Origin of the sequence: Streptosporangium subroseum (assembly GCF_900188345.1) — a bacterium.
Lineage (GTDB): Bacteria > Actinomycetota > Actinomycetes > Streptosporangiales > Streptosporangiaceae > Streptosporangium > Streptosporangium subroseum.
In genome coordinates this window covers 186,464-206,029 of sequence record NZ_FZOD01000001.1, presented here as the reverse complement: position 1 = coordinate 206,029, position 19,566 = coordinate 186,464, and the positions used below count along the sequence as shown (strand labels likewise).

Genomic DNA, 19,566 nt, shown 5'->3' with positions numbered 1-19,566 from the left:
ACCAGAGGCCGTCCGCGACCGGTGACGCTCTGAAGGACGATGAGGCGAGCGCGGAGCGGTTGGAAAACCCTCGGAACGGGCTCCATCGGCCGTCCGTGACCGGTGACGCCGACGACTTGAAGGACGAGGCGGCGGAGCGGTCCGCCATAGGCCGCAGGCTCGACGGGATCAGGTCCACCCCCGCGGGACGGCTCACCCTGAAGATCGCCGTTGGCACCGTCGGCGCCGTGCTGGTCGTCGCGGGCCTCATCATGGTGCCCTTCCCCGGTCCCGGCTGGCTGGTCGTCTTCGCCGGTCTGGCGGTCCTGGCCACGGAGTTCCACTGGGCCAACCGGCTCCTGGATTTCGGCAAGCGAACCCTGGCGGGCTGGACGGCCTGGCTCGGCCGCCGAGGTTGGACCGTCAAGATCCTGATCGTCCTCGTCGCCGCGGTGGCCGCCGCCGCCATCGTGTACTACGGCGTGAAGCTCACCTTCCACATCGATCTGATCGCCGAGGCCCGGAAGCTCCTCACCCGCTGACGCCTCTGACTACGGGCGTTCCCTGCCCGCGATCAGGTCGGCGACTCCGTCCAGGATCCGGGCCAGGCCGAAGGTGAGGGCGTGGGTGGGGCTGGAGGCCGCCTGATACTCCTCGCCCGCGGATTGACCCACGCGTGAGGCCACGGGGAACCGGGACGCGTCCACGACCTTGTCGAGCAGCGGGGCATTGGAGACCCACCATTCGGCATCCGTCATTCCGGTGTCCTGCTGGGTCTGCGCCATGTTGGCCTGGAGCCTGGCGGTGCCTTCGACGTGGGTCAGGATCAGGGCCAGGACGGAGTCCATCTCGACGTCGGACAGGCCGATGCCGTCCAGCGGACGCAGCTCGGCCTCGTATTTGAGCGTGGCGTTCGGGCCCAGCACGGGGCGGCCGCCGACGATGTGCAGCATCCAGGGATGCCGCCGGTAGAGGTCCCAGTTGCGGGCGGCGATGAACTCCAGGGCGCCCCGCCAGCCGCCGGGCTGTCCGGACGGGGCGTCCACGTCGGCGTAGAGCTCCCCGAAGGCAGTGTCGATCATGAGGTCGGTCAGCTCGGTCTTGCCCGGGACATGGGTGTAGAGGGACATGGTCCCGACCTCCAGCCGATCGGCGACCTGGCGCATGGAGACCGCTTCGAGCCCGTTGGCGTCGGCGAGCTCGATGGCCGCGAGGACGATCGACCGGACCGTCAGCCCGGATCGCCCCGGCTTGCTGTGCGAGCCCCACAGCAGCGCCAGGCTCCGGGCCGGATCAGCGTCAGCGGCTTTCTTTCCACCCACGGGAACAATCTCCAAATCGTCGTCGTTGGGTCCACCGTAACCGAGCCGTACGATGTACGGTACGGTCTACGCTTCAAGGATGGATCGATGTCGGCAGATCTTCCGGCCTGGCCGGACGGGAAAAGGGTGGATGTGAAGGCAGTCGAGTTCGCGATCGCCGCGCAGGGCGTGCGCAAAAACTATGCGGGGGCCGCGGAAGGAGCCGGTCTCAACGGATTCGATCTACAGGTGCCGGTCGGTACGGTCTGCGGCCTGCTCGGGCCCAACGGCGCAGGTAAGACCACGGCCATCCGGATCCTGACCACGCTCCTGCGCCCGGACTCGGGCCGGGCGAGCGTCGCGGGTTTTGATGTCCGGGCACAGCCGCGGCAGGTGCGCGAGCGCATCGGGCTGGTCGGTCAGTACGCGGCGGTCGACGAGATTCTCACCGGGCGGCAGAACCTGGTGATGTTCGCCAGACTGAGTCATTTCTCCTCGGCGGGGGCGAAAAGGCGTGCCGATGAGTTGCTGGAGCGCTTCTCCCTGGCGGACACGGGCAAGAAGCCGGTCGGTAAGTACTCCGGTGGCATGCGCAGGCGGCTCGACCTCGCGGCGAGCCTGATCGTCGCACCGCCGGTGCTCTTCGTGGACGAGCCGACGACCGGGCTGGACCCGGCCGGACGCCGGGAGGTCTGGGCGGCGATCCGAGATCTGGTCGGTTCCGGCACAACCGTGCTCCTCACCACCCAGTATCTGGAGGAGGCGGACCGGCTGGCCGATCGGATCTCGATGCTCAGGGCGGGCCGGGTGGTCACCGAGGGCACCCCCGAGGAGCTGAAATCCGCCATCGGCGGTGACTGGCTCGACATCGTGCTCGCCGATGCGGAGGATGTGGCCGCGACGGAGGTCATCGCCGGAAGGATCGCATCCGGCGAGGTGCGTGTCGACGGCGAAGCCCGTCGCGTCAGCGTCCCGGTCGCCGAGCGCACCAGGGCACTGGTCACGATGGCCACCGCGCTCGGGGACGCCGGGGTCGAGCCCGTCGACATCACCTTGCGCCGCCCCACGCTCGACGAGGTGTTCCTCCATCTGATGGGGGAGCAGACGCCGACGGGGGAGGAGACGGTGATCGATCACCAGACGTTGACGGGGGAGCGGGCGGTGATCGATGACCGGGCGGCGACGGATGATCGGGCGGGCGAACCGCCCGGCGGCGGTGACCCGGCCGCGAACCGGCCCGCGTCCGCAGGTCCCGCCACCGGTACGGAGGCGACGGTATGAGCACGACGACCCCGATGACCCCGATGAGCGCGGCGCACCACACCTTGCCCACCGGATCCCCGCTGTCCCGGTTCGGCTGGACGCTGGCGGACGCCTGGACCATCACCCTCCGGGACCTGAACCACTGGGTCCTCCGGCCCGGCACGGTCATCGTCGGATGGGTCTTCCCCGTCATGATCGTGCTGATGTTCGGTGGCCTTTTCGGTGGCGCCATCGGTGTCCCCGGTGGGGGTGGCTACTTCGAGTTCCTGATGCCGGGCATGTTCGCCATGACCATGCTCTTCGGCCTGGAGACCACGATGATGGCGGTCACCACCGACGCGGCCAGGGGAGTGACCGATCGATTCCGTTCGATGCCCATGAGTGCCTCCGCGGTGGTTCTGGGCCGGTGTGTCGCGGACATGCTCAACTCGGTCGTCGGGTTGGTCATCATGATCGGCACCGGGCTGCTGCTGGGCTGGCGCTGGGAGGGCGGATCCGCCGCCGCGCCGGCCGCCGTCGGGCTGCTCCTGTTGTTGCGCTTCGCTCTGCTCTGGGTCGGCATCTTCGTCGGGCTCATCGCCGGCGGACCCGAGGTCGTGACATCCGTGCAGATCCTGGTCTGGCCTGTCGGCTTCCTGTCCAGCGTGTTCGTCGACCCGGCCACCATGCCCGGCTGGCTTGGCGCGATCGCCCAGTGGAACCCGCTCTCGACGACGGCCACGGCCGCCCGTCAGCTCTTCGGAAATCCCGGATGGGGAGGTGAGTCCTGGATCGCGCAGAACGCGACGCTCATGGCGGTGGTCTGGCCTCTCCTGCTGATCGCGATCTTCCTGCCGCTGTCGGCGCGCGGTTTCCGCAGACTCGGCGGCTGACGGACCGGGCCCTCCGGTGCACCGGGCGGAAGCCCCTCCTTGGGTGTCGACATCGACCCCGGCGGGGCCGGTCTCGCCTCGCGCGCCCTCATCGCGGCCCGTGAGGGGCGGCTCTGTTACCTGGGGTTACCTGGGCTTCACAGCATTTTCGCCGCGGGAAGATGCTCCGTCTTTTACATGGTGGTGACGCGATCCGTCGCGACCTGTAACTGATGGTAGTGACCCTGGGAGCATGAGTGAGACGGAACGGGAACGATCCGCCTCGGGGTGGACGCTCAACAGAGAGTTGCTCAACGTCGGCGCGATCATTGTCGCCGCAGGTATAGCCCATCTTGTCATGGGCCTGATCGGGCACGAGAAATACGGGCCGGTGATGCTTCTGCTGCTCGGCGGGGTGCTCGTCGGGGCGGCCCTCGGTCACCGCTTCTACGAGCATCGGCGGCACCATCCCCGGATGGCCGTCGAATGCGGCAGGTGCGGAGAGTCACTGGGCGGAGGACCCTGATCCGGTACGGCGGGCAAGGGCGACGGACGGTAACCGGGAACGGCGACCAGTAATGGCGACCAGGAATACGACGGCGGCCGGGAACACGGTGATCAGGAGCACGACGTCGACCGGGAACGGTGACCGCGAACGCGGTGGCCAACGGTAACCGGGGGCGAGTGGGATCGGCCCTCGCCGAGGTCCAGGACGTCCGGCCGGCATATGAGCCGCCGGCGTGGGTGTGACGGGAAAGCCGTCCTGGGCCCCGGCGTCGCCGCCGTGCCGGGTTCGCGATTACCCGATCTTCAGCCCCAGAGCCGCCATTCCCTGCTCGTGGTGGGGGACCAGGCCCATCTTTCTGTAGAAGGCGTGTGATTTCTCTCCGTCCGGCGACGACTCGTGCTCGGTGGACAGGAAGAAGAACTTGCAGTGTGAATAGCGATCCGTCAGGTGGTCGAGCAGTGCCCGGCCGATTCCCCGGCCCTGGAATTCGCTGTGCACCAGCAGATCCTGGAGATAGCAGATGGTTTCGTCATCGGAAATCGTCCGGGCCAGTCCGACAAGCCTGCCGGAGTCGTCGCGGGCGGTGATGACCAGATGCGAATTACTCAGGCTACGCTGGAGTTTCGCCATGTCACGGGTATAGCCGCCCCAGCCGACGGAGTCGTAGAGCTCGAAGAGCTCATCGGTGGCAAATGACTTTTCCCTGGAAATTATCATCTCAATGTTTCCTTGTGGAGTTCCACCGCAAGTGGCGTGGTCGTATCGTGTGAGGCTTTCCGAGTGGCTGCCGCATCCGCGTTATATCCGGCAGTGTGTGCGTGATTTCGGGTCGGCCGGAAATGGGCGGACGGTTTCGAATGGGAGGTAGGAGAGTCGCGACCGGGTCGGCAGGCCGAGGCGAGTTTACACTTTTCCAACCAATTCGATCTAGATCATGATCTTAATGGGTTTGCAGCCTAGTATTCCGTCGTGTCTGTGTCTCCTGGGTTTTATCGACTGCTGTGTTGTTCGGTTGTCGCGGCCTCCGTGGCCGCGATGGCGCCGCCGGCCGCGCAGGCCGCGGCCCCTGCGGCGCCCGCGGCCATCGTGCTGCCCGGAACCCGCGTGACCGCGCGAGAGAATCCGGCGGACCCGTTCGCGGTGACCTCCTACACGTTCGGCACGTCGACCTACGTGCGCGGGAGCGCGGGGTTCTCCAAGCAGGCCTCCTACAAGGAGATCACGGTGGCTCCCAAGGGCGGTAGGGCCCTCGCGGTCCCCACCTCCTACCGCGACGGCTATGACTCGGTGATCCTTGTCGATCTGGCGACGGCCAAGGGCACCAGGATCCGGACCGTCAGGAAACCGGTGGTCGCGCAGTACGTTCACTGGACGCGCGACGCGAAGAAGGCCGTTCTGACCGTCGAGAGGCAGAGCGGCACGAGCTGGGAGACCGTCGGGTTCGTGGTCGTCGACGTGGCCGCCAAGACCGCCCGGACGGTGATCGTGGCGGGAGTGGCCAAGGCCGCGAAGTTCCGCTGGAGCCCCGACAACACCGACGTGATCGCCGAATACCAGGGTGGCACCCGCTTCTACCGTCAGACCGGCGAGGTTCGGCGCACACTGGCCAAGACGGGCCGGCCCGCGGGAGGCGAGGACGTCTTCTCGCCCTCCGGCCGCGGATTGATGACGTGGTGCCCCGCCACCTACACCGAGCACGTGTGCGTCTGGGACCGGGTCTCCGGCAAGCTCACCGCCAAGGTGCCCGGCGTCCGGCCGAAGACCATCTGGGGCTGGTGGGACGAGAAGCACATCATCGCGGTCGTCCCCAACGGGAGCGCGTACAGGGCCGTCCTGGTCGATCTCAAGGGCAAGGTCGTGCGGGCGCTGGCCGACATCTCCGCCGCCGACTGGAACAACAAGCTCTATCTCAGCTACACCCGCAGATAGCCCGCCGCGGACATGTGGTCCGCGGGTCTCCGGCGGCTGCGGGCGTCGCCGGCGCCCGAGCCGTCACAGATACAGGCCGGTGCCGTTGTCGGTCTGCGGGGTGGCGATGGCGTGCAGGTCGCGCTCGCGCATGACCAGGTAGGGCTGGCCGTGGATCTCGACCTCGTACTGCTCCTCGGGATTGAACAGGACCTTGTCGCCGACCTTGACCGCGCGGACGTTCTGGCCCGCGCCGCAGACCTCGCCCCAGACGAGTCTGTTGGCCATCTTCACCGTCGCCGGGATGACGATGCCCGCGGTGCTGCGCCGCTCCTCCGACTCCTGCTCGGCTTTCACCATGACACGGTCGTGGAGCATCTGGATCTCGAACTTCGGGTCACCCACGGAATGAGTTTATGGGAACCGGGGAGCCGTACCGGCTGATCCTCGCAGGGAGCAGGGGGTTCTCTGCCGGGAGAAGCCCCGTTCGCCGGTGATTTTGATGATCAACATCTGATGTGAGGTGCCGGGTAGGATCGGCCGCTATGACGTCTGCTGAGCTTGTTAACGACTTTCTCGACTGGTACCTGAGGGCGAACCCCGTCCACGCGGCCCTCGCCGGCGCGGAGGGCTACGACAGGACCCTCGGCGACTTCACCGAGGCGGGCATCCTCGCGAGGGAGCAGGAGTCGCGGCGCTGGCTGGAGCGGCTTCAGGCCGCGGGAGGCGACGGGCAGGGAAACCCCGAGCCCTTCGAGGATGAGATCGATCGCGAGCTTGTCATGTCCACGCTGCGCGGAGGGCTCGCCTACGAGGCCTGGCCCGCCTGGCGGCGTGACCCGTCCGTCTACGTGGGGCCCATCTTCAACTCGATGTTCGGCGCGTTCGTCTACCGGTTGTCCTCCGAGGCCGAATTGGTCGACGCGGCCGTCGCGCGGCTGGCCGAGGTACCGGACGTCCTCGCGGCCTGCCGTACGAACCTTGACCCCGCACTGGCCGCCCCGCTGCTGATCGAGCGCGGCCTGGGCCAGGCCCGGACGGCCCGGAACTTTCTCACCGAGACGATTCCCGGCCAGGTCGCCGACGAGGCCCTGCGCGCCCGGCTGGCGGCGGCGGCCGAACCCGCGGCGGCGGCCTTCGACGAGCTGGTGGAGTTCTTCGAGGGCTTCGAGGCGACCGGCACCTGGCGGATGGGGGAGGAGCTCTACTCCACCCTGCTGCGCGAGCGGGAGATGCTCGGCTACGGCGCCGACGAGCTCCTCAAGCGCGGTCAGGCCGCCTACGACGAGCTGGACGCGCAGATGCGTGAGATCGCCGTGCGGCTGACCGGCGACTCCGACGACTGGCACGCGGCCATCACCGAGCTCCAGGACGACCACCCGGCGACCCTGGAGGGCATGCGGGCCGAGTACGAGGCCGAGACCGCGCGGGCCAGGGAGTTCGTGCGCGAGCGCGGCCTGGTGACGTTCGCCGAGGGCGAGGAGTGCCGGGTGGTGCCCTCGCCGGAGTTCCAGCGGCCCATTCTCGCCGTCGCCTCCTACATGATGCCGCCGCCCCTGTCGACCTCCAGGATCGGGCACTTCTTCGTGCCGTTCACCCCTGACTCCTTCACCGAGGAGCAGGTCCGTCAGCGGCTGCGCACCAACGCCAGGGCGCAGATGCCCTCCATCGCCGTCCACGAGGCCTACCCCGGTCACCACTGGCATCTGTCCTGGATGGCGGGCAACCCGCGCCGGGCCCGCCAGTTGTTCCGCACGCCGTACTTCTCCGAGGGCTGGGCCCTCTACGTCGAGAAGGTCATGCGGGAGCAGGGCTACTTCACCACCCCCGCCCAGGAGCTGGCCCACCTGGAGTTCCGCCTCTTCAGGGCGGCCCGCATCATCGTGGACGTCTCGCTGCACTGCGGTGAGATGACCATCGAGGAGGCCGAGCACTTCATGACCACCAAGTCCTCGCTCACCCCCGGCACCGCCAAGGGCGAGGTCAACCGCTACTGCGCGTGGCCCACCCAGGCCCCCTCCTACCTGACCGGTGCGCTGGAGATCGACCGCATCCGCGACGACTATCTGGCCGCGAGCCGGGGCGACCTGCGTACGTTCCACGACAACCTGGCCGGTTCCGGTGGCCTTCCCCTGGGCCTCGCCCGCCGGGTGGCTCTGGAAGGGTAGCGGCATGTCCCAGAACGAGGTGATCGAAGCGAGGGTGCTGGACGCCCTCGACGAGGCGGAGACGGTACGGCTGCTGGCCGACCTGGTGCGGGTGCCGAGCGTGACCGGCACCGACGCCGAGTCGGATCTGCAGCACCGCTGCGCCCGCCTGCTCGTCGAGGCGGGCCTGGACGTGGACGTCTGGAAGCTCGACCTCGACGAGCTCAGGGCGGCTCCCGGATTTCCCGGCACCGAGGCCCCGCGCACCGAGGGTTACGGCGTGGTCGGTGTCACGGAGGGCGAGGGGGAGCCGGCGCTCGTTCTGCAGGGGCACGCGGACGTGGTGCCGATCGGTGACCCGGCCAGGTGGGAGGGCGACCCCTTCGCCGCCCGGATCAGCGGGAACATCATGCACGGCAGGGGCGCCTGCGACATGAAGGCGGGCCTCGCGGCGAACCTCGCCGTCGTCGCCGCCCTCTCCAGGTCGGGAGTACGGCTGGCGCGACCGCTGGCCCTGCACTGCGTGGTGGGGGAGGAGGACGGCGGCCTGGGCGCGTTCGCGACCCTGGCCCGCGGCCACCGGGGCGAGGCCGCGGTGATCGCCGAGCCGACCAGCGGGGCGATCATCGCCGCGACGGCGGGCGCGCTGACGTTCCGGATCGAGGTCGCCGGGCGGGCGGCCCACGGCGCCACCCGCTACGAGGGGATCAACGCCCTGGAGGTCTTCTGGCCGGTCTTCGAGGTGATCAGGCGGCTGGAGGCCGACCGCAACCGCGATCCGGACCCGGTCTTCGACGGCAACCCGATGCCCTACCCGATCGAGATCGGCACGGTCCGCGCGGGCGACTGGGCCAGCAGCGTGCCGGACCTTCTCGTCGCGGAGGGGCGGCTCGGCGTGCGCCTGGACGAGGATCCGGCGCAGGCCCGCCTGGCGCTGGAAACAGTGATCGCCGAGCTCGATCATCCGTGGCTGCGCGAGCACCCTCCGGTCGTCACCTGGCCCGGCGGTCAGTTCGCGAGCGGGCGGCTGCCCGCGGGGCATGCGCTGCTGGGCCAGGTCGCCACGGCGGTGGCGGAGGTCACCGGCTCCCACCCGGCCGAGGCCGCCGCGCCGTACGGGAGTGACCTGCGCCTCTACGCCGCCGGTGGCATCCCGGCCCTGCACTACGGTCCGGGCGACGTGCGCTTCGCCCATGCTCCGCGCGAGCAGGTCGACCTGCGCGAGCTCCGGGACGTGACCCGGGTGCTCGCCCTGCTCGCCCTGCGCCGCTGCGGGGTGAGGGGCTGAACGCCTAGAGCGAGAACCCGGCCATCCGCCCGGCTTCCCCGGCAGGTGGGAAGTCCCGGCCGGAATACGGCCCCATGATTCGTCATGGGGCCGTATTCGCGTTCACGGCGGGGTGAAGTCGCTGATCCGGCGTGCGCGAAATATCAATGTCGACGGGCGCTTGAATGAACGGGGTGTTCGGTGCGCGTCTGGCGATGTCGACGGACCGGCTAATGCTCCGGGCCGTTCCCGGCCCATCCCGAATGCCTGGATCCCGTGCAAGGCGAAGTGTCTGAAGCGGCCCCCAACACGGGAGATCATGGCGCGCTTATAGATGCTTTTCGCTACCTGTCGTAGCTGTTTCGACGCGGAAGGTGATAGTGCGGGCCGGGTGAGTACGGTATTTCGCCAGATATGGATTTCATTTCGCGGAGTTGAACGGAAAAATGTCCCAGACGCAACCACCGGGATTTCGGGTGGGTCTGGACCGGAGTATTCACCGGAGGTATGTTCGTGTCATCGGGGCACGGGGTGACGGGGTACGGGGTCTCATGCATAACTGCCCAGACGTGTATGGAGCTGAGCCCGCGTTGTTTCGTGGAAGGTGTCCGTGCGGCCTGAGTGAGGGGAGGTTTCTCATGCACAACTGCCCGGACGTTATATGGGGCTGAGCTTTTGGTGTTTCGCGGAAGGTATTCGTGCGGCCGGGTGAGAGGAGGTTTCTCATGCGTAATCGCCTGGACGTTACATGGGGCTGAGCCTTCGGCATTTCACGGAGGCGGGCTCATATCACGGGGTTGATTGAGGGGGTGTTCCGTGCGCGAGTATCCGGATTTCAACTGGGGCTGATCCATTCGTGATCACGGTCTTCCTGTCGCCGATACAGACTGCCGCATACGGACGCCGATGAAAGTCGGCAGGGGACGGCAATCATTCAACGGATCGGTGGTGTCCATCTGGTATGCGCCACCGACCGGCTTCAAGGGAGACGGATGACCGGCGGCGCTCGCTCCGTGCCGCCGCGGGGTGAGGGGCTGAGCCGGAGAGAGGCCGCATCGCGGCCACCGTGCTAGGCGTAGGTGCTGCGGACCTCGACGATGTCGGCCAGCGGGAACTCCAGATAGTCTCCCGCCTCCTCGCACCACGCGTCGAGCACGCCGCCGCGCAGCTCGCCGTGGCTGATGGTCGCGGTCAGGCCGTCGGTCAGCGTGATCGCCGCCCGTACGCCGCGGTCGACCACAAAGCCGAGCAGGGACTGCTGGGCGGTCGGCAGCCGGAAGGCCAGGCGACCGATGACCGCCCAGGTCCTGCCGTTCTGCTGAGCGGCGTTGTCCTTGGAGGCGAGCAGGCGGCCGGCGTGCTCGCGCGGGTCCGGCGGCGGCTCGACCAGCAGGTGCGACGACTGCTCCAGCTCGGCCACCCGGCCTCCCGGCAGCAGGATCAGCCGCCCGTTCTGCGGCTCCTCGATCCGGGCGCGGCGGATGGTGATCTCCCCGGTGTCCTCGATCGGCACCGGGGCGTAGCCGTTCTCCCTGAGCGCGGCGAGGGTCTTGTCGGCGGGCATCGTGCTGGCCAGCACGGTCGGCGCCAGCAGCCGCAGGCCCAGCCTGGACAGCCGCCGGTGCCCGGCGATCTCGGCCAGCAGCACCGGGTCGGAGGCCTGCACGATGCAGGCGACCGTCGTCACGCTGACCTCGCCGTGCCGCCTGGCCACGTCGTGCACCAGATAGTCGAGGGGCTGCGGCACCGCGCCCACCTCGGCGAGGTCCGCCAGCAGGCCGTCGGCGGTGTGTCCCGCGTCCATGGCGCGGCGCACGCTCGCCGGGGTGAACCGCCACACCGAGGCCGCGCCGCGGGACTCGCGCTCGGCGGCCCGGTCCAGCAGCTCGGCGAGCTCGCTGGAGGGCGGACCGGTCACCACGGCGGTGAGGTCGGCGCCGAACAGCGCGCTCCGCCGTACGCTGGCCAGCGCCCGGGTCGAGCACTCCACCAGCAGGGGGTCGTTCTCCACGATCGGCGTGGAGTCGTCGGTCTCGTCGCCGGCGGCGGTGTCCAGACCGGCCAGCGCGCGGCCGAGGTCGGTGATCGTGTCGAGGGCGACCAGCCCGAGCATCCGGGCCTCATCGAGCACGGCGGGGGCGCACTCGGCCAGCAGCGACTGGTCGAGCAGGGGGGCGTGCCAGTGCGTGGCGCCGACCAGCCCCGCCCGGTCGGTGCACGCGGTGTTGGCGGGCAGGCGGGCCAGTACGGCGAGCACCGCACGCCTCGCCCGCGCGACCGCCGCCCCCGCCGGGTCGTCGCCCAGGACGGTGCCGTACTTGCCGTCGGTCCTGCGGAGCGACGAGCGCTCCATGCGCCACCACGCCGACAACAGCACCCGGAGCCTGGCGGCCGCGTCGTCCAGCCGCCAGCGGTCGAACTTCTCGGTGGGAACCAGGCCGCCGGCCGCGTCGTCCCAGGCCAGCAGCCGGGCCACCGCGCAGATCTCCAGCAGCAGCCGGGTCTCGTCCTCGTCGCAGCCGGTGTCCTTGGCCACCCGCCGGACCTCGCGCACGCCCACCCCTCCCGCCTTGAGCAGCGGCAGCGGGATCTTGGCGGTGTTCTCCAGCATCGCGGCGCAGCGCTCGACCACGTGCGGGGCGGCCAGCGTCATCAGGTGGTCCACGGCCTCGGGGTCCACCGGGACCGTGCCGAGGTCGGGCGGGCCGGGGGTGAAGGGCGGGTGGTAGTCGGGGCCGCGCAGCGCGAGCGACACCTCCCGGGGCATCTCGGCCACGTTCCAGCTCGGACGGAAGATCAGTCCGTGGTCGACGGCCCACTTCTCGGGGGCGCCCGGCACGACGAACCTGCCGCCGTCCACGGTGCGGACCGGGCCGTCCCAGGCGAACTCCTCCAGGAGTCGCCTCGTGCCCTCAGGGGCCCGCTCGACCAGGGCGCCCACCCGTTCGGGATCGGAGAGGACCTCGGAGACCTTGGTGATCGTGCGGCGTTTTGGGCCCTGTTGCAGGCCGAGCGTCCTGGCGAGACCCCGCAGGGCGTCGGCGCTGACGGTCCAGGAGTTCAGATAGTGGGTGAGCGGCTCACCGAGCCCGCAGGGGGCCGTCCACCAGCGGGCGACCCCGCCGGCCACGCGGATCCGTCCTTCGTCGTCCGGCCAGGCCAGGGCATGGTCGAACAGCAGGTCGAACCAGGGCGTCACCTCGGCCTCCGGCACGCCCATGAACCGGGCCACTTCCTCCGGGCGGACCTGATCGCCGAGGGCCAGTGACGCCTGCGCCACCTCCAGGGACGGCAGTGGAAGCCCGCGCATGACCTCCATCACCGCGAAACCGTTGCCCAGCCGCTGCGCCAGGGTGTCCAGGCGGCGTGGCCACGGCGGGGCGAGGGCGTCCAGCCGGTTGGCCAGAACTCGGGCGAGCCGTTCTTCGTCGAGGGTTTTCAACCATCCGAGCAGGTGATCGTCCATCTCGTAGCTCTTTCAGGAATCTCGCGCGGGGACTCTCCGTGAGCCATAAACATCCACGGTAATGCAGAGGGCATCTCCGACGGCATGCACCGCGCAGAATGCAATGCGTTACCACATCGCCGTCCCGCTTCTGATCGGTCCCGGGACCGCCGGGGAGGGGAGGGCGGGTCCCGGGACCGATCGGCGCCAGATGGAGGGGAAGAGGCGGCGCCGTTCGGGAAAGGTTCGGTTGCGGAAGTTCGGGGGGCCGTGATCCTTGAGGGGCCCGGAGGGGTCCTACTCCTCGGGGAGGTCCGGGCGCAGGACCGCCCAAACGATCTTGCCGTACGGCGCCAGCGGTGCCCAGCCCCAGCGCAGGCTCAGCGACTCGACGATGTGCAGTCCGAGCCCGCCGATGTCGAGGGGCGCCGGGTCGCGGAGCGCGGGGAAGCCGGCCCCGGGGTCGTTGAGCGTGCAGGCGACCAGACTGTTCCTGCGGATCAGGGAGAGCCTGATCGGCTCTCTGGCGCGCGACTCGGCCAGTCGCAGACCGTGCCTGAAGGCGTTGGTGGCCAGTTCCGAGACGACCAGCTCCATGTTGTCGCTCAGCTCGCCGAGCTTCCAGCCGGTGAGCGTGCCCGTCGCGAAGCTGCGGGCGGAGTGGACGGACTCGGCCTGGGGTGGAAGCACGAACGTGGCGCTGGCCATGGTCGAGGAGCCGGAGACGAGGTCGCGCGCCGCGTCAGGCCACCAGCCGACTGGGGGCCACCAGTCGAGCGCTGTCCATGACGTTGACGATCGGGGGGGCGCGGTTTGGGCGGACTGCACAGCCGCAATCATGGTGCAAACTCCCGTGCAGGTGCAAGGGCGAATGCACGTGCATAAGGTCTGTGCAACCGCTACGGTTACCCATGAGTTCGACATTTCGTAAGGAAAGGGGATCTTGTTCGCGACCCGGTAACTCTTGGGGCGCAAAGTGACAGACTGTCGATCAGGAAAGCGAGCGAGGAGCACCACGTGTCCATGGATCCGCCCGGTACCGGTTCCACCGTTCGGCGCATCATGCTCGGCGCAAGCCTGCGCCGTCTGCGTGAGGAAAAAGATCTCACCCGTGAGGTGGCGGGATTCCACATCCGCGCCTCCGAGTCCAAGATCAGCCGGATGGAGCTCGGCCGTGTCGGTTTCAAGACCCGAGACGTGGAAGACCTGCTCACCCTGTACGGCGTGCTCGACGACGCGGAACGGCGCGGCCTGCTGGAGATGGTCCGCGAGGCGAACACCCCTGGTTGGTGGCACAAGTACGGCGACCTGTTGCCGAGCTGGTTCACCACCTACGTGGGGCTGGAGGAGGCGACGAGCGTGATCCGCACCTACGAGGTGCAGTTCGTTCCCGGCCTGCTGCAGACGTCCGCCTACGCACACACCGTGATCCGGTTGGGCCACCCGGACGTGCCCGAGGCGGAGATCGAGCGTCGTGTGCATATGCGCATGCAGCGGCAGGATCGCCTGACGAAGAAGGACGGCCCGCGACTGTGGGCGGTCATCGACGAGGCGGCCCTGAAGCGTCCCATCGGAGGCAGGGAGATCATGCGTGAGCAGCTTCAGCACCTGCTGGAAGTGGCCACGCTGCCCAACATCACCCTTCAGGTGATGCCCTTTCGATCAGGCATGCACGCGGCCGAGGGTGGTGCGTTCAGCATCTTGCGATTTCTCGAGTCCGACCTATCGGACATCGTCTATGTCGAGCAGCTCTGGGGTGCCCTCTACCTGGACAAGCGTGAGGACATCGATCCATACCTCACGGCCATGGAGCAGTTGTGCGTGGAAAGCACCACGCCTGGGGGCACCGCCGAGATCCTCGGCGACCTTCTCAGAGAGATGTAAATGGAGCAGACCTATAACGGCATGCCTGCCACTGACCTTGCCGGGGCCAGCTGGCGCAAGAGCCGGTACAGCAACTCTCAGGGCAACTGTGTCGAGCTCGCCGAACTGGCGGACGGCAGTATCGCGGTCCGTAACTCCCGTTTTCCCGAGGGTCCAGCCTTGATCTACACACGTGACGAGATCCGTGCCCTCGTACTCGGGGTGAAGGACGGGGAGTTCGACGGGCTGACGGTGTAACACCGTTTTTACATCCGGCGCATCGGGTTAACCGTGGCGCGCCGGTGACGTAACCGGGGAAGTGGGGCGGTGGGGAAGTGTTTGAGCCCACAGCGATTGGGGGCTCAAACCGTGCTCGATCAGATGACCTTGTATCCAGTGGCCGACGACGTGCTTTTCGCGCCGGGAGGCCGCGTCGTGATCCGCACCTACGGAGTGGCCTCGGCAGCCACGGGGGACGGTGCGATCGCTCCGGTGTCCTACCGGACATGGGTGACCGGAGTGCGTGACCAGCCTCGCTACTGGCGCTGGGGTCACTTCGAGGACGCTCGCCACGGCCACCGCAAGGTCATCGAATGGCTCACAGGCCGCGGGCCGCAGCCCGCCGCCGCGGCCGCCTGAGCAAGATCCCCGTGCTGTACGGCGTGCGCCTCCCCGACCGGGGAGGACGGCCGGGCGTTCGCCCGGATCGAGGAGGCGGTTTCCGTACGGCGGGGAACCTGCCCGATCGAAGCGGCCGGGCGGTTCGTCCCCGTGGTCAGACGGGGGCGTTCCAGGTGAGGACGACCGGCTCGGCGTGTTCGAAGCCCAGTCGTGAGTAGGTGCCGGTGTCCAGGCGGAAGAGCCGGCCGTCGGTGGGGGACAGGTCGAGCCATCGGGCGCACAGCACCCGCAGAAAGTGCCCGTGGGCGACCAGGACGACGTCGCCCTCGGCGGCCCTGGCTCGGGTGATCACCCGATCGGCGCGGGCGCCGACCTGCTCCGCGCTCTCGCCGGGGTGCTCGTCGTCACCGGGGACGACCCCGTCGCGCCAGAGGTACCAGCCGGGACGGGTCTGGCGGATCGTGTCGGTGGTGACGCCCTCGTAACCGCCGTAGTCCCACTCCCACAGGTCGGGCTCCGTCTCGTACGCCTTCAGCCCCGCGAGCTCGGCCGTCCTCCGGGCCCGCAGCGCGGGGCTGACCAGGACCAGGTCGAACGTCTGGCCCTCGACCAGGGGGGCGAGTGCTCGCGCCTGGTCCTCGCCCTTGTCGGTGAGCGGCAGGTCGGTGCGGCCGGTGTGACGGCCGTCCCTGCTCCACTCGGTCTCGCCATGCCGCAGCAGAATCATCTGGTTCATGATGAAGCCCATCATGCCGGTACGGCGGGCACCGGTCCGACGGCGCCCCGCGAGCCCTCCCACGGGCCGGCGGGGCCGGTGGTGCGGCGTCACAGCGGACGGGCCGGTGGTGCGGCGTCACGTCAGACCGACCGGTGGTGCGGCGTCACGTCAGACCGACCGGTGGTGCGGCGTCATGGCAGACCGACCCGAGCACACGGCCGGAACAGGGGGGCGTGAGAAACTGGATTACGTGACGATATCTGTGGGTCTGGTGGGCGCGGGGCCGTGGGCCGAAATGGTGCACGCGCCGAGGTTGGCGGCCGGGCCGGACACGCGCCTGGCCGGAGTGTGGGCACGGCGACCCGAGGCGGCGAGAAGATTCGGGGCCCCGGTCTTCGAGCGGATCGAGGAGCTGTTCGACAACTGCGAGGCGGTCGCGTTCTCGGTGCCGCCCGCCGTACAGGCCGAGCTCGGCGTGCTCGCCGCCAAGGCGGGCAAGGCACTGCTGCTGGAGAAACCGCTCGCGGCCGACCTGGACGGCGCCCGGCGGCTGGCCGGAGCCATCGCCGAGGCGGGCGTGGCCTCCCAGATGGTCCTCACCTGGCGTTACTCCGCGGCGACCCGGGCGTTCCTGGCAAGGGTCTCGGCCATCGAGCCCTTCGGCGGGCACGCGGCCAACATCACCGGAGCCATGCTCGGAGGAGACTTCGCCACCCCGTGGCGGCTGGAGCGCGGTGCGATCCTCGACGTCGGCCCCCACATGATCGACCTGCTGGAGGCCTCGCTCGGCAGGGTCGTCGGGGTCCGTGCCCACGGCAACCCGCGGGGCTGGGTCGGCCTGCTGCTGGAGCACGAGACCGGCTCGGTCAGCGAGGCCTCGCTGTGCCTGAGCGTTCCCGGCGAGACACCGCCCTCCAACGTGGGAATCTACGGCCGCCTCGGCCGGGAGTCCATCAACGACACCCAGCTCGGCGACGACGTCTTCTCCCTCATGCTCGCCGAGTTCGCGATGACCGTACGGCGCGGCGGCGGGCACCCCCTCGACGCCGCGCACGGCCTGCACCTCCAGGAGATCATCGCCGCCGCGGAGGAGCAGCTCACGTAGGCGGCTCAGGCAGACGACGGCGCCCGGCCCGCGCGACAACCGGCCTCCCGGACGGCCGGGCGATGGTTTCCACGGGTGGCCCCGCCGGGACGCCGGTTTCCGGACGGAGGGGTCGGACGGGTGGCCTCCATGGGCGTCCCCGTCGGTTCTCCGGGCGGAGAGGTCGGACGGGTGGTTTTCATGGGTGTCTCCGCCGAGTCGTCGGTTCTCAGAGCGGAGAGGCTGATGGGAAGTCCTTGAGGCGGAGTGTCCGGGCGACATTGATAGCGTCTATCTGACGCGCAGCGCTTAGCGAAGTCCGGTGTGAGTCCGGCGCTGTCCCGCAACTGTCATGATCCTCCCCCGGATCGAGCCAGGTCGCCTCCGCTGCGCCGACGCCGTCAACCCTCGTGGAAAAGGGTGATCCGTCCCTTCTTCGGGTCTCTTTCTTCCGGCAACAGAAAGGACCTCATGTGAGGCCCGTACGTACCGCCCTCGCGGCCGCACTGCTCGGCGTGCTGGCCCTGGCCGGATGCGGTCAGAGCTCCACCACCGCCTCCCCGAGCGCGGACCCCACATCCGCGGCCCCCACGACCGCGGCACCCGCCGCGGCGGAGGGGTTCCCGGTCACGGTCGAGGCGGGCAACGGCTCCGTCGTCCTCGCCCGGAAGCCCGGGCGGATCGTGTCCCTGTCGCCCACCGCCACCGAGAGCCTGTTCGCCATCGGAGCCGGACCCCAGGTCGTCGCGGTGGACGACCAGTCGGACTATCCCGCCGAGGCGCCGAAGAGTGACATGTCCGGCTTCAAGCCGAACGTGGAGGCGATCATCGCCAGGAAGCCCGATCTCATCGTGCTCGCCAACGACCTCGACAACGTCGTGGCCGAGCTGAGCAAGATCGGCATTCCGGTGCTGCTGGAGCCCGCGGCCACCAAGCTCGACGAGGCCTACGACCAGATCGCCGACCTCGGCGCGGCCACCGGCAACAAGGCCAAGGCCGACGAGGTCGCGGCCGGCATGAAAAAGCAGATGGAGGAGCTCGCGGCCACCGCGCCGAAGGACACCAAGCTCACCTACTATCACGAGCTGGACGTCACGCCCTACGCGGCCACCTCCGGCACCTTCATCGGTCAGATCTACGGATTGTTCGGCCTGACCAACATCGCCGACAAGGCCCCCGACGCGGCCGGAGGCTATCCCAAGCTGTCGGCCGAGTTCGTCGCCCAGGCCGACCCGGACCTGATCTTCCTGGCCGACACCAGGTGCTGCGCCCAGTCCAGGGACACCATCGCCAAGCGCCCCGGCTGGTCCAAGCTCTCCGCCGTCAAGAACGACCGGGTCATCGCCCTTGACGACGCCGTCGCCTCCCGCTGGGGCCCGCGTGTCGTGGACCTCGCCAAGCAGGTCGGCGACGCCGTACGGAAGGCCACGACCAACTAGGTGACCGATCTTTCTCGTCCCTCAGACTCCTCCGGCGGTTCCCGGGGACGGCGGGCGACCCGGCTGAGCCCGGCGGTGACGGCGGCGGCCGTGGGCATCCTTCTGGCGAGCATGCTCGCGGGACTGCTGGTCGGCGCGGCCGGCATCGGGCCGGCCCGGGTGGCGCTGCAACTGCTCGACTGGCTGCCCTTCGTCTCGGTCGACTCGGGACTGGCGCCCGTCGAGCAGGGGCTGCTGTTCGAGCTGAGGCTGCCCCGGGTCCTGCTCGCCGCGATCGTCGGCGGGCTGCTGGCCACCGCGGGCGCCGGGTACCAGGGTGTCTTCCGCAACCCTCTGGCCGATCCCTATCTCCTGGGGGCCGCCGCGGGCGCCGGTCTCACGACCACGGTGGCGATCGTGTTCATGAAGGGCGACGACCAGGGGCTCCTGATCCCGGCCGCGGCCTTCGCCGGGGCCGTCGGCGGCGTCCTGCTCGCCTACGCGCTGGGCAACGTGGCGGGCCGGGGTGGTGGCACCGCCACGCTGGTCCTCGCGGGTGTGGCGGTCTCGTCCTTCCTCACCGCCATCCAGACGTTCCTGCAGCAGCTCAAGGTGGAGGAGCTCCAGCGCGTCTACTCCTGGATCCTCGGCGACGTCGGCGGGGGCTGGGCACAGGTCACGCTGGTCGCCCCGTACGCCGTCGTCTCAGTGGTGATCATGCTGCTCCACGGCAGGCTGCTCGACGTGCTCTCGGTCGGCGACGACGAGGCGGCCAGTCTCGGCCTCAACGCCACGCGCGTCCGGCTCGTCGTACTGCTCGCCGCCTCCCTGGCCACCGCGGCGGCCGTCGCGGTCAGCGGGCTGATCGGCTTCGTCGGCATCGTGGTCCCGCACGTGGTCCGCCGTCTCGCGGGAGGGTCCTACCGGATCGTGCTTCCGCTCTCGCTGATGGGCGGCGCGGCCTTCCTGGTCCTCGCCGACCTGATCGCCAGGACCGTGCTCTCCCCGGCCGAGCTGCCCATCGGCGTGGTCACCGCCTTTGTCGGCGCGCCGTTCTTCGTGGCCGTGCTGCGCGTGACCAGACGGGTGGAGACATGAACCGGACCGCTCGCGATCAGGCGGGTGAAGGCGTGGCCGTGCCGTTCGCGATCAGGCGGGTGGAGGAGTGGACGGGGTGGGGCGTGACAGGACAG

General features: G+C 69.2%; 19 protein-coding genes. 13 read left to right on the top strand and 6 right to left on the bottom strand.

What is annotated here, in order from left to right; all coding sequences use genetic code 11:
• The first annotated feature begins 95 nt into the window (after positions 1-95).
• A complete protein-coding gene (locus CHC08_RS00960) occupies positions 96-521 on the top strand; it encodes a TIGR02611 family protein (RefSeq protein ID WP_245878052.1) in 426 nt (141 codons plus the stop codon).
• 9 nt (positions 522-530) lie between these two features.
• Here CHC08_RS00960 and CHC08_RS00955 read toward each other — a convergent pair whose 3' ends face one another.
• Positions 531-1,301 carry a TetR/AcrR family transcriptional regulator gene (locus CHC08_RS00955; protein WP_089205191.1) on the bottom strand — a complete coding sequence of 257 codons (771 nt, stop codon included), beginning with the start codon at positions 1,299-1,301 and terminating at the stop codon, positions 531-533.
• An 87-nt stretch (positions 1,302-1,388) separates the two neighbouring features.
• On the opposite strand from CHC08_RS00955, the gene CHC08_RS00950 reads away from it, so the two are divergent.
• From CHC08_RS00950 to CHC08_RS00940, 3 genes are all read left to right on the top strand, one after another.
• Positions 1,389-2,561, top strand: coding sequence for an ATP-binding cassette domain-containing protein (locus CHC08_RS00950; RefSeq protein WP_089205190.1), 1,173 nt, complete (start codon positions 1,389-1,391; stop codon positions 2,559-2,561).
• Complete coding sequence (locus CHC08_RS00945; protein ID WP_420823550.1) at positions 2,558-3,415, top strand: ABC transporter permease; 858 nt, start codon at positions 2,558-2,560, stop codon at positions 3,413-3,415. Before CHC08_RS00950 ends, CHC08_RS00945 begins: the two co-directional genes overlap by 4 nt.
• A gap of 232 nt (positions 3,416-3,647) precedes the next feature.
• Positions 3,648-3,920, top strand: coding sequence for a hypothetical protein (locus tag CHC08_RS00940; RefSeq protein ID WP_089205189.1), 273 nt, complete (start codon positions 3,648-3,650; stop codon positions 3,918-3,920).
• A gap of 273 nt (positions 3,921-4,193) precedes the next feature.
• Here CHC08_RS00940 and CHC08_RS00935 read toward each other — a convergent pair whose 3' ends face one another.
• Positions 4,194-4,619 (bottom strand): GNAT family N-acetyltransferase, encoded by a 426-nt coding sequence (locus CHC08_RS00935; RefSeq protein WP_089205188.1) that lies wholly within the window; start codon positions 4,617-4,619, stop codon positions 4,194-4,196.
• A 318-nt stretch (positions 4,620-4,937) separates the two neighbouring features.
• Here CHC08_RS00935 and CHC08_RS00930 point away from each other — a divergent pair, with 318 nt between their 5' ends.
• Complete coding sequence (locus tag CHC08_RS00930; RefSeq protein WP_218825055.1) at positions 4,938-5,831, top strand: hypothetical protein; 894 nt, start codon at positions 4,938-4,940, stop codon at positions 5,829-5,831.
• A 63-nt stretch (positions 5,832-5,894) separates the two neighbouring features.
• Here the strand turns inward: CHC08_RS00930 and CHC08_RS00925 are convergent, their stop codons facing one another.
• Positions 5,895-6,215, bottom strand: a complete 321-nt coding sequence (locus CHC08_RS00925; protein ID WP_089205186.1) for a GroES family chaperonin — start codon at positions 6,213-6,215, stop codon at positions 5,895-5,897.
• Positions 6,216-6,355: 140 nt separating this feature from the next.
• On the opposite strand from CHC08_RS00925, the gene CHC08_RS00920 reads away from it, so the two are divergent.
• Both CHC08_RS00920 and CHC08_RS00915 read left to right on the top strand, forming a co-directional pair.
• Positions 6,356-7,978, top strand: coding sequence for a DUF885 domain-containing protein (locus tag CHC08_RS00920; RefSeq protein ID WP_089205185.1), 1,623 nt, complete (start codon positions 6,356-6,358; stop codon positions 7,976-7,978).
• Between the two features lie 4 nt (positions 7,979-7,982).
• Positions 7,983-9,245: an ArgE/DapE family deacylase gene (locus CHC08_RS00915; protein WP_089205386.1), complete on the top strand. Its 1,263-nt coding sequence runs from the start codon at positions 7,983-7,985 to the stop codon at positions 9,243-9,245.
• A 1,048-nt stretch (positions 9,246-10,293) separates the two neighbouring features.
• On the opposite strand, the gene CHC08_RS00910 is transcribed toward CHC08_RS00915, so the two are convergent.
• Together CHC08_RS00910 and CHC08_RS00905 are read right to left on the bottom strand one after the other, a co-directional pair.
• The gene (locus CHC08_RS00910; RefSeq protein ID WP_089205184.1) at positions 10,294-12,690 is read right to left on the bottom strand and encodes a helicase-associated domain-containing protein; all 2,397 of its coding nucleotides are present in this window, start codon (positions 12,688-12,690) and stop codon (positions 10,294-10,296) included.
• A gap of 276 nt (positions 12,691-12,966) precedes the next feature.
• The gene (locus tag CHC08_RS00905; protein WP_245878051.1) at positions 12,967-13,497 is read right to left on the bottom strand and encodes an ATP-binding protein; all 531 of its coding nucleotides are present in this window, start codon (positions 13,495-13,497) and stop codon (positions 12,967-12,969) included.
• Positions 13,498-13,692: 195 nt separating this feature from the next.
• Between CHC08_RS00905 and CHC08_RS00895 the strand changes: the two genes are divergently transcribed.
• The 3 genes from CHC08_RS00895 to CHC08_RS00885 all read left to right on the top strand — a co-directional run bounded on the left by CHC08_RS00895 (position 13,693) and on the right by CHC08_RS00885 (position 15,171).
• Positions 13,693-14,553, top strand: coding sequence for a helix-turn-helix domain-containing protein (locus CHC08_RS00895; RefSeq protein ID WP_239514431.1), 861 nt, complete (start codon positions 13,693-13,695; stop codon positions 14,551-14,553).
• Positions 14,554-14,790, top strand: a complete 237-nt coding sequence (locus CHC08_RS00890) for a DUF397 domain-containing protein (protein ID WP_089205181.1) — start codon at positions 14,554-14,556, stop codon at positions 14,788-14,790.
• Between the two features lie 123 nt (positions 14,791-14,913).
• Positions 14,914-15,171, top strand: coding sequence for a hypothetical protein (locus CHC08_RS00885; protein ID WP_245878050.1), 258 nt, complete (start codon positions 14,914-14,916; stop codon positions 15,169-15,171).
• Between the two features lie 136 nt (positions 15,172-15,307).
• Here CHC08_RS00885 and CHC08_RS00880 read toward each other — a convergent pair whose 3' ends face one another.
• Positions 15,308-15,889 carry a histidine phosphatase family protein gene (locus tag CHC08_RS00880; RefSeq protein WP_089205384.1) on the bottom strand — a complete coding sequence of 194 codons (582 nt, stop codon included), beginning with the start codon at positions 15,887-15,889 and terminating at the stop codon, positions 15,308-15,310.
• Between the two features lie 232 nt (positions 15,890-16,121).
• Between CHC08_RS00880 and CHC08_RS00875 the strand changes: the two genes are divergently transcribed.
• The 3 genes from CHC08_RS00875 to CHC08_RS00865 all read left to right on the top strand — a co-directional run bounded on the left by CHC08_RS00875 (position 16,122) and on the right by CHC08_RS00865 (position 19,471).
• A complete protein-coding gene (locus CHC08_RS00875) occupies positions 16,122-16,976 on the top strand; it encodes a Gfo/Idh/MocA family protein (protein WP_218825054.1) in 855 nt (284 codons plus the stop codon).
• A 452-nt stretch (positions 16,977-17,428) separates the two neighbouring features.
• On the top strand, positions 17,429-18,394 hold the full coding sequence (locus CHC08_RS00870; protein WP_089205178.1) for an ABC transporter substrate-binding protein: 966 nt from the start codon (positions 17,429-17,431) through the stop codon (positions 18,392-18,394).
• Positions 18,395-18,457: 63 nt separating this feature from the next.
• Positions 18,458-19,471, top strand: a complete 1,014-nt coding sequence (locus tag CHC08_RS00865) for a FecCD family ABC transporter permease (RefSeq protein ID WP_338055653.1) — start codon at positions 18,458-18,460, stop codon at positions 19,469-19,471.
• The last annotated feature ends 95 nt before the right edge of the window (positions 19,472-19,566 follow it).

Coding starts and splice junctions, on each gene's coding strand:
- CHC08_RS00880 (WP_089205384.1), bottom strand. CDS start 15,889: ATGAACCAGATGATTCTGCTGCGGCATGGCGAGACCGAGTGGAGCAGG.
- CHC08_RS00935 (WP_089205188.1), bottom strand. CDS start 4,619: ATGATAATTTCCAGGGAAAAGTCATTTGCCACCGATGAGCTCTTCGAG.
- CHC08_RS00885 (WP_245878050.1), top strand. CDS start 14,914: ATGACCTTGTATCCAGTGGCCGACGACGTGCTTTTCGCGCCGGGAGGC.
- CHC08_RS00910 (WP_089205184.1), bottom strand. CDS start 12,690: ATGGACGATCACCTGCTCGGATGGTTGAAAACCCTCGACGAAGAACGG.
- CHC08_RS00915 (WP_089205386.1), top strand. CDS start 7,983: ATGTCCCAGAACGAGGTGATCGAAGCGAGGGTGCTGGACGCCCTCGAC.
- CHC08_RS00950 (WP_089205190.1), top strand. CDS start 1,389: ATGTCGGCAGATCTTCCGGCCTGGCCGGACGGGAAAAGGGTGGATGTG.
- CHC08_RS00895 (WP_239514431.1), top strand. CDS start 13,693: ATGGATCCGCCCGGTACCGGTTCCACCGTTCGGCGCATCATGCTCGGC.
- CHC08_RS00890 (WP_089205181.1), top strand. CDS start 14,554: ATGGAGCAGACCTATAACGGCATGCCTGCCACTGACCTTGCCGGGGCC.
- CHC08_RS00930 (WP_218825055.1), top strand. CDS start 4,938: ATGGCGCCGCCGGCCGCGCAGGCCGCGGCCCCTGCGGCGCCCGCGGCC.
- CHC08_RS00940 (WP_089205189.1), top strand. CDS start 3,648: ATGAGTGAGACGGAACGGGAACGATCCGCCTCGGGGTGGACGCTCAAC.
- CHC08_RS00945 (WP_420823550.1), top strand. CDS start 2,558: ATGAGCACGACGACCCCGATGACCCCGATGAGCGCGGCGCACCACACC.
- CHC08_RS00920 (WP_089205185.1), top strand. CDS start 6,356: ATGACGTCTGCTGAGCTTGTTAACGACTTTCTCGACTGGTACCTGAGG.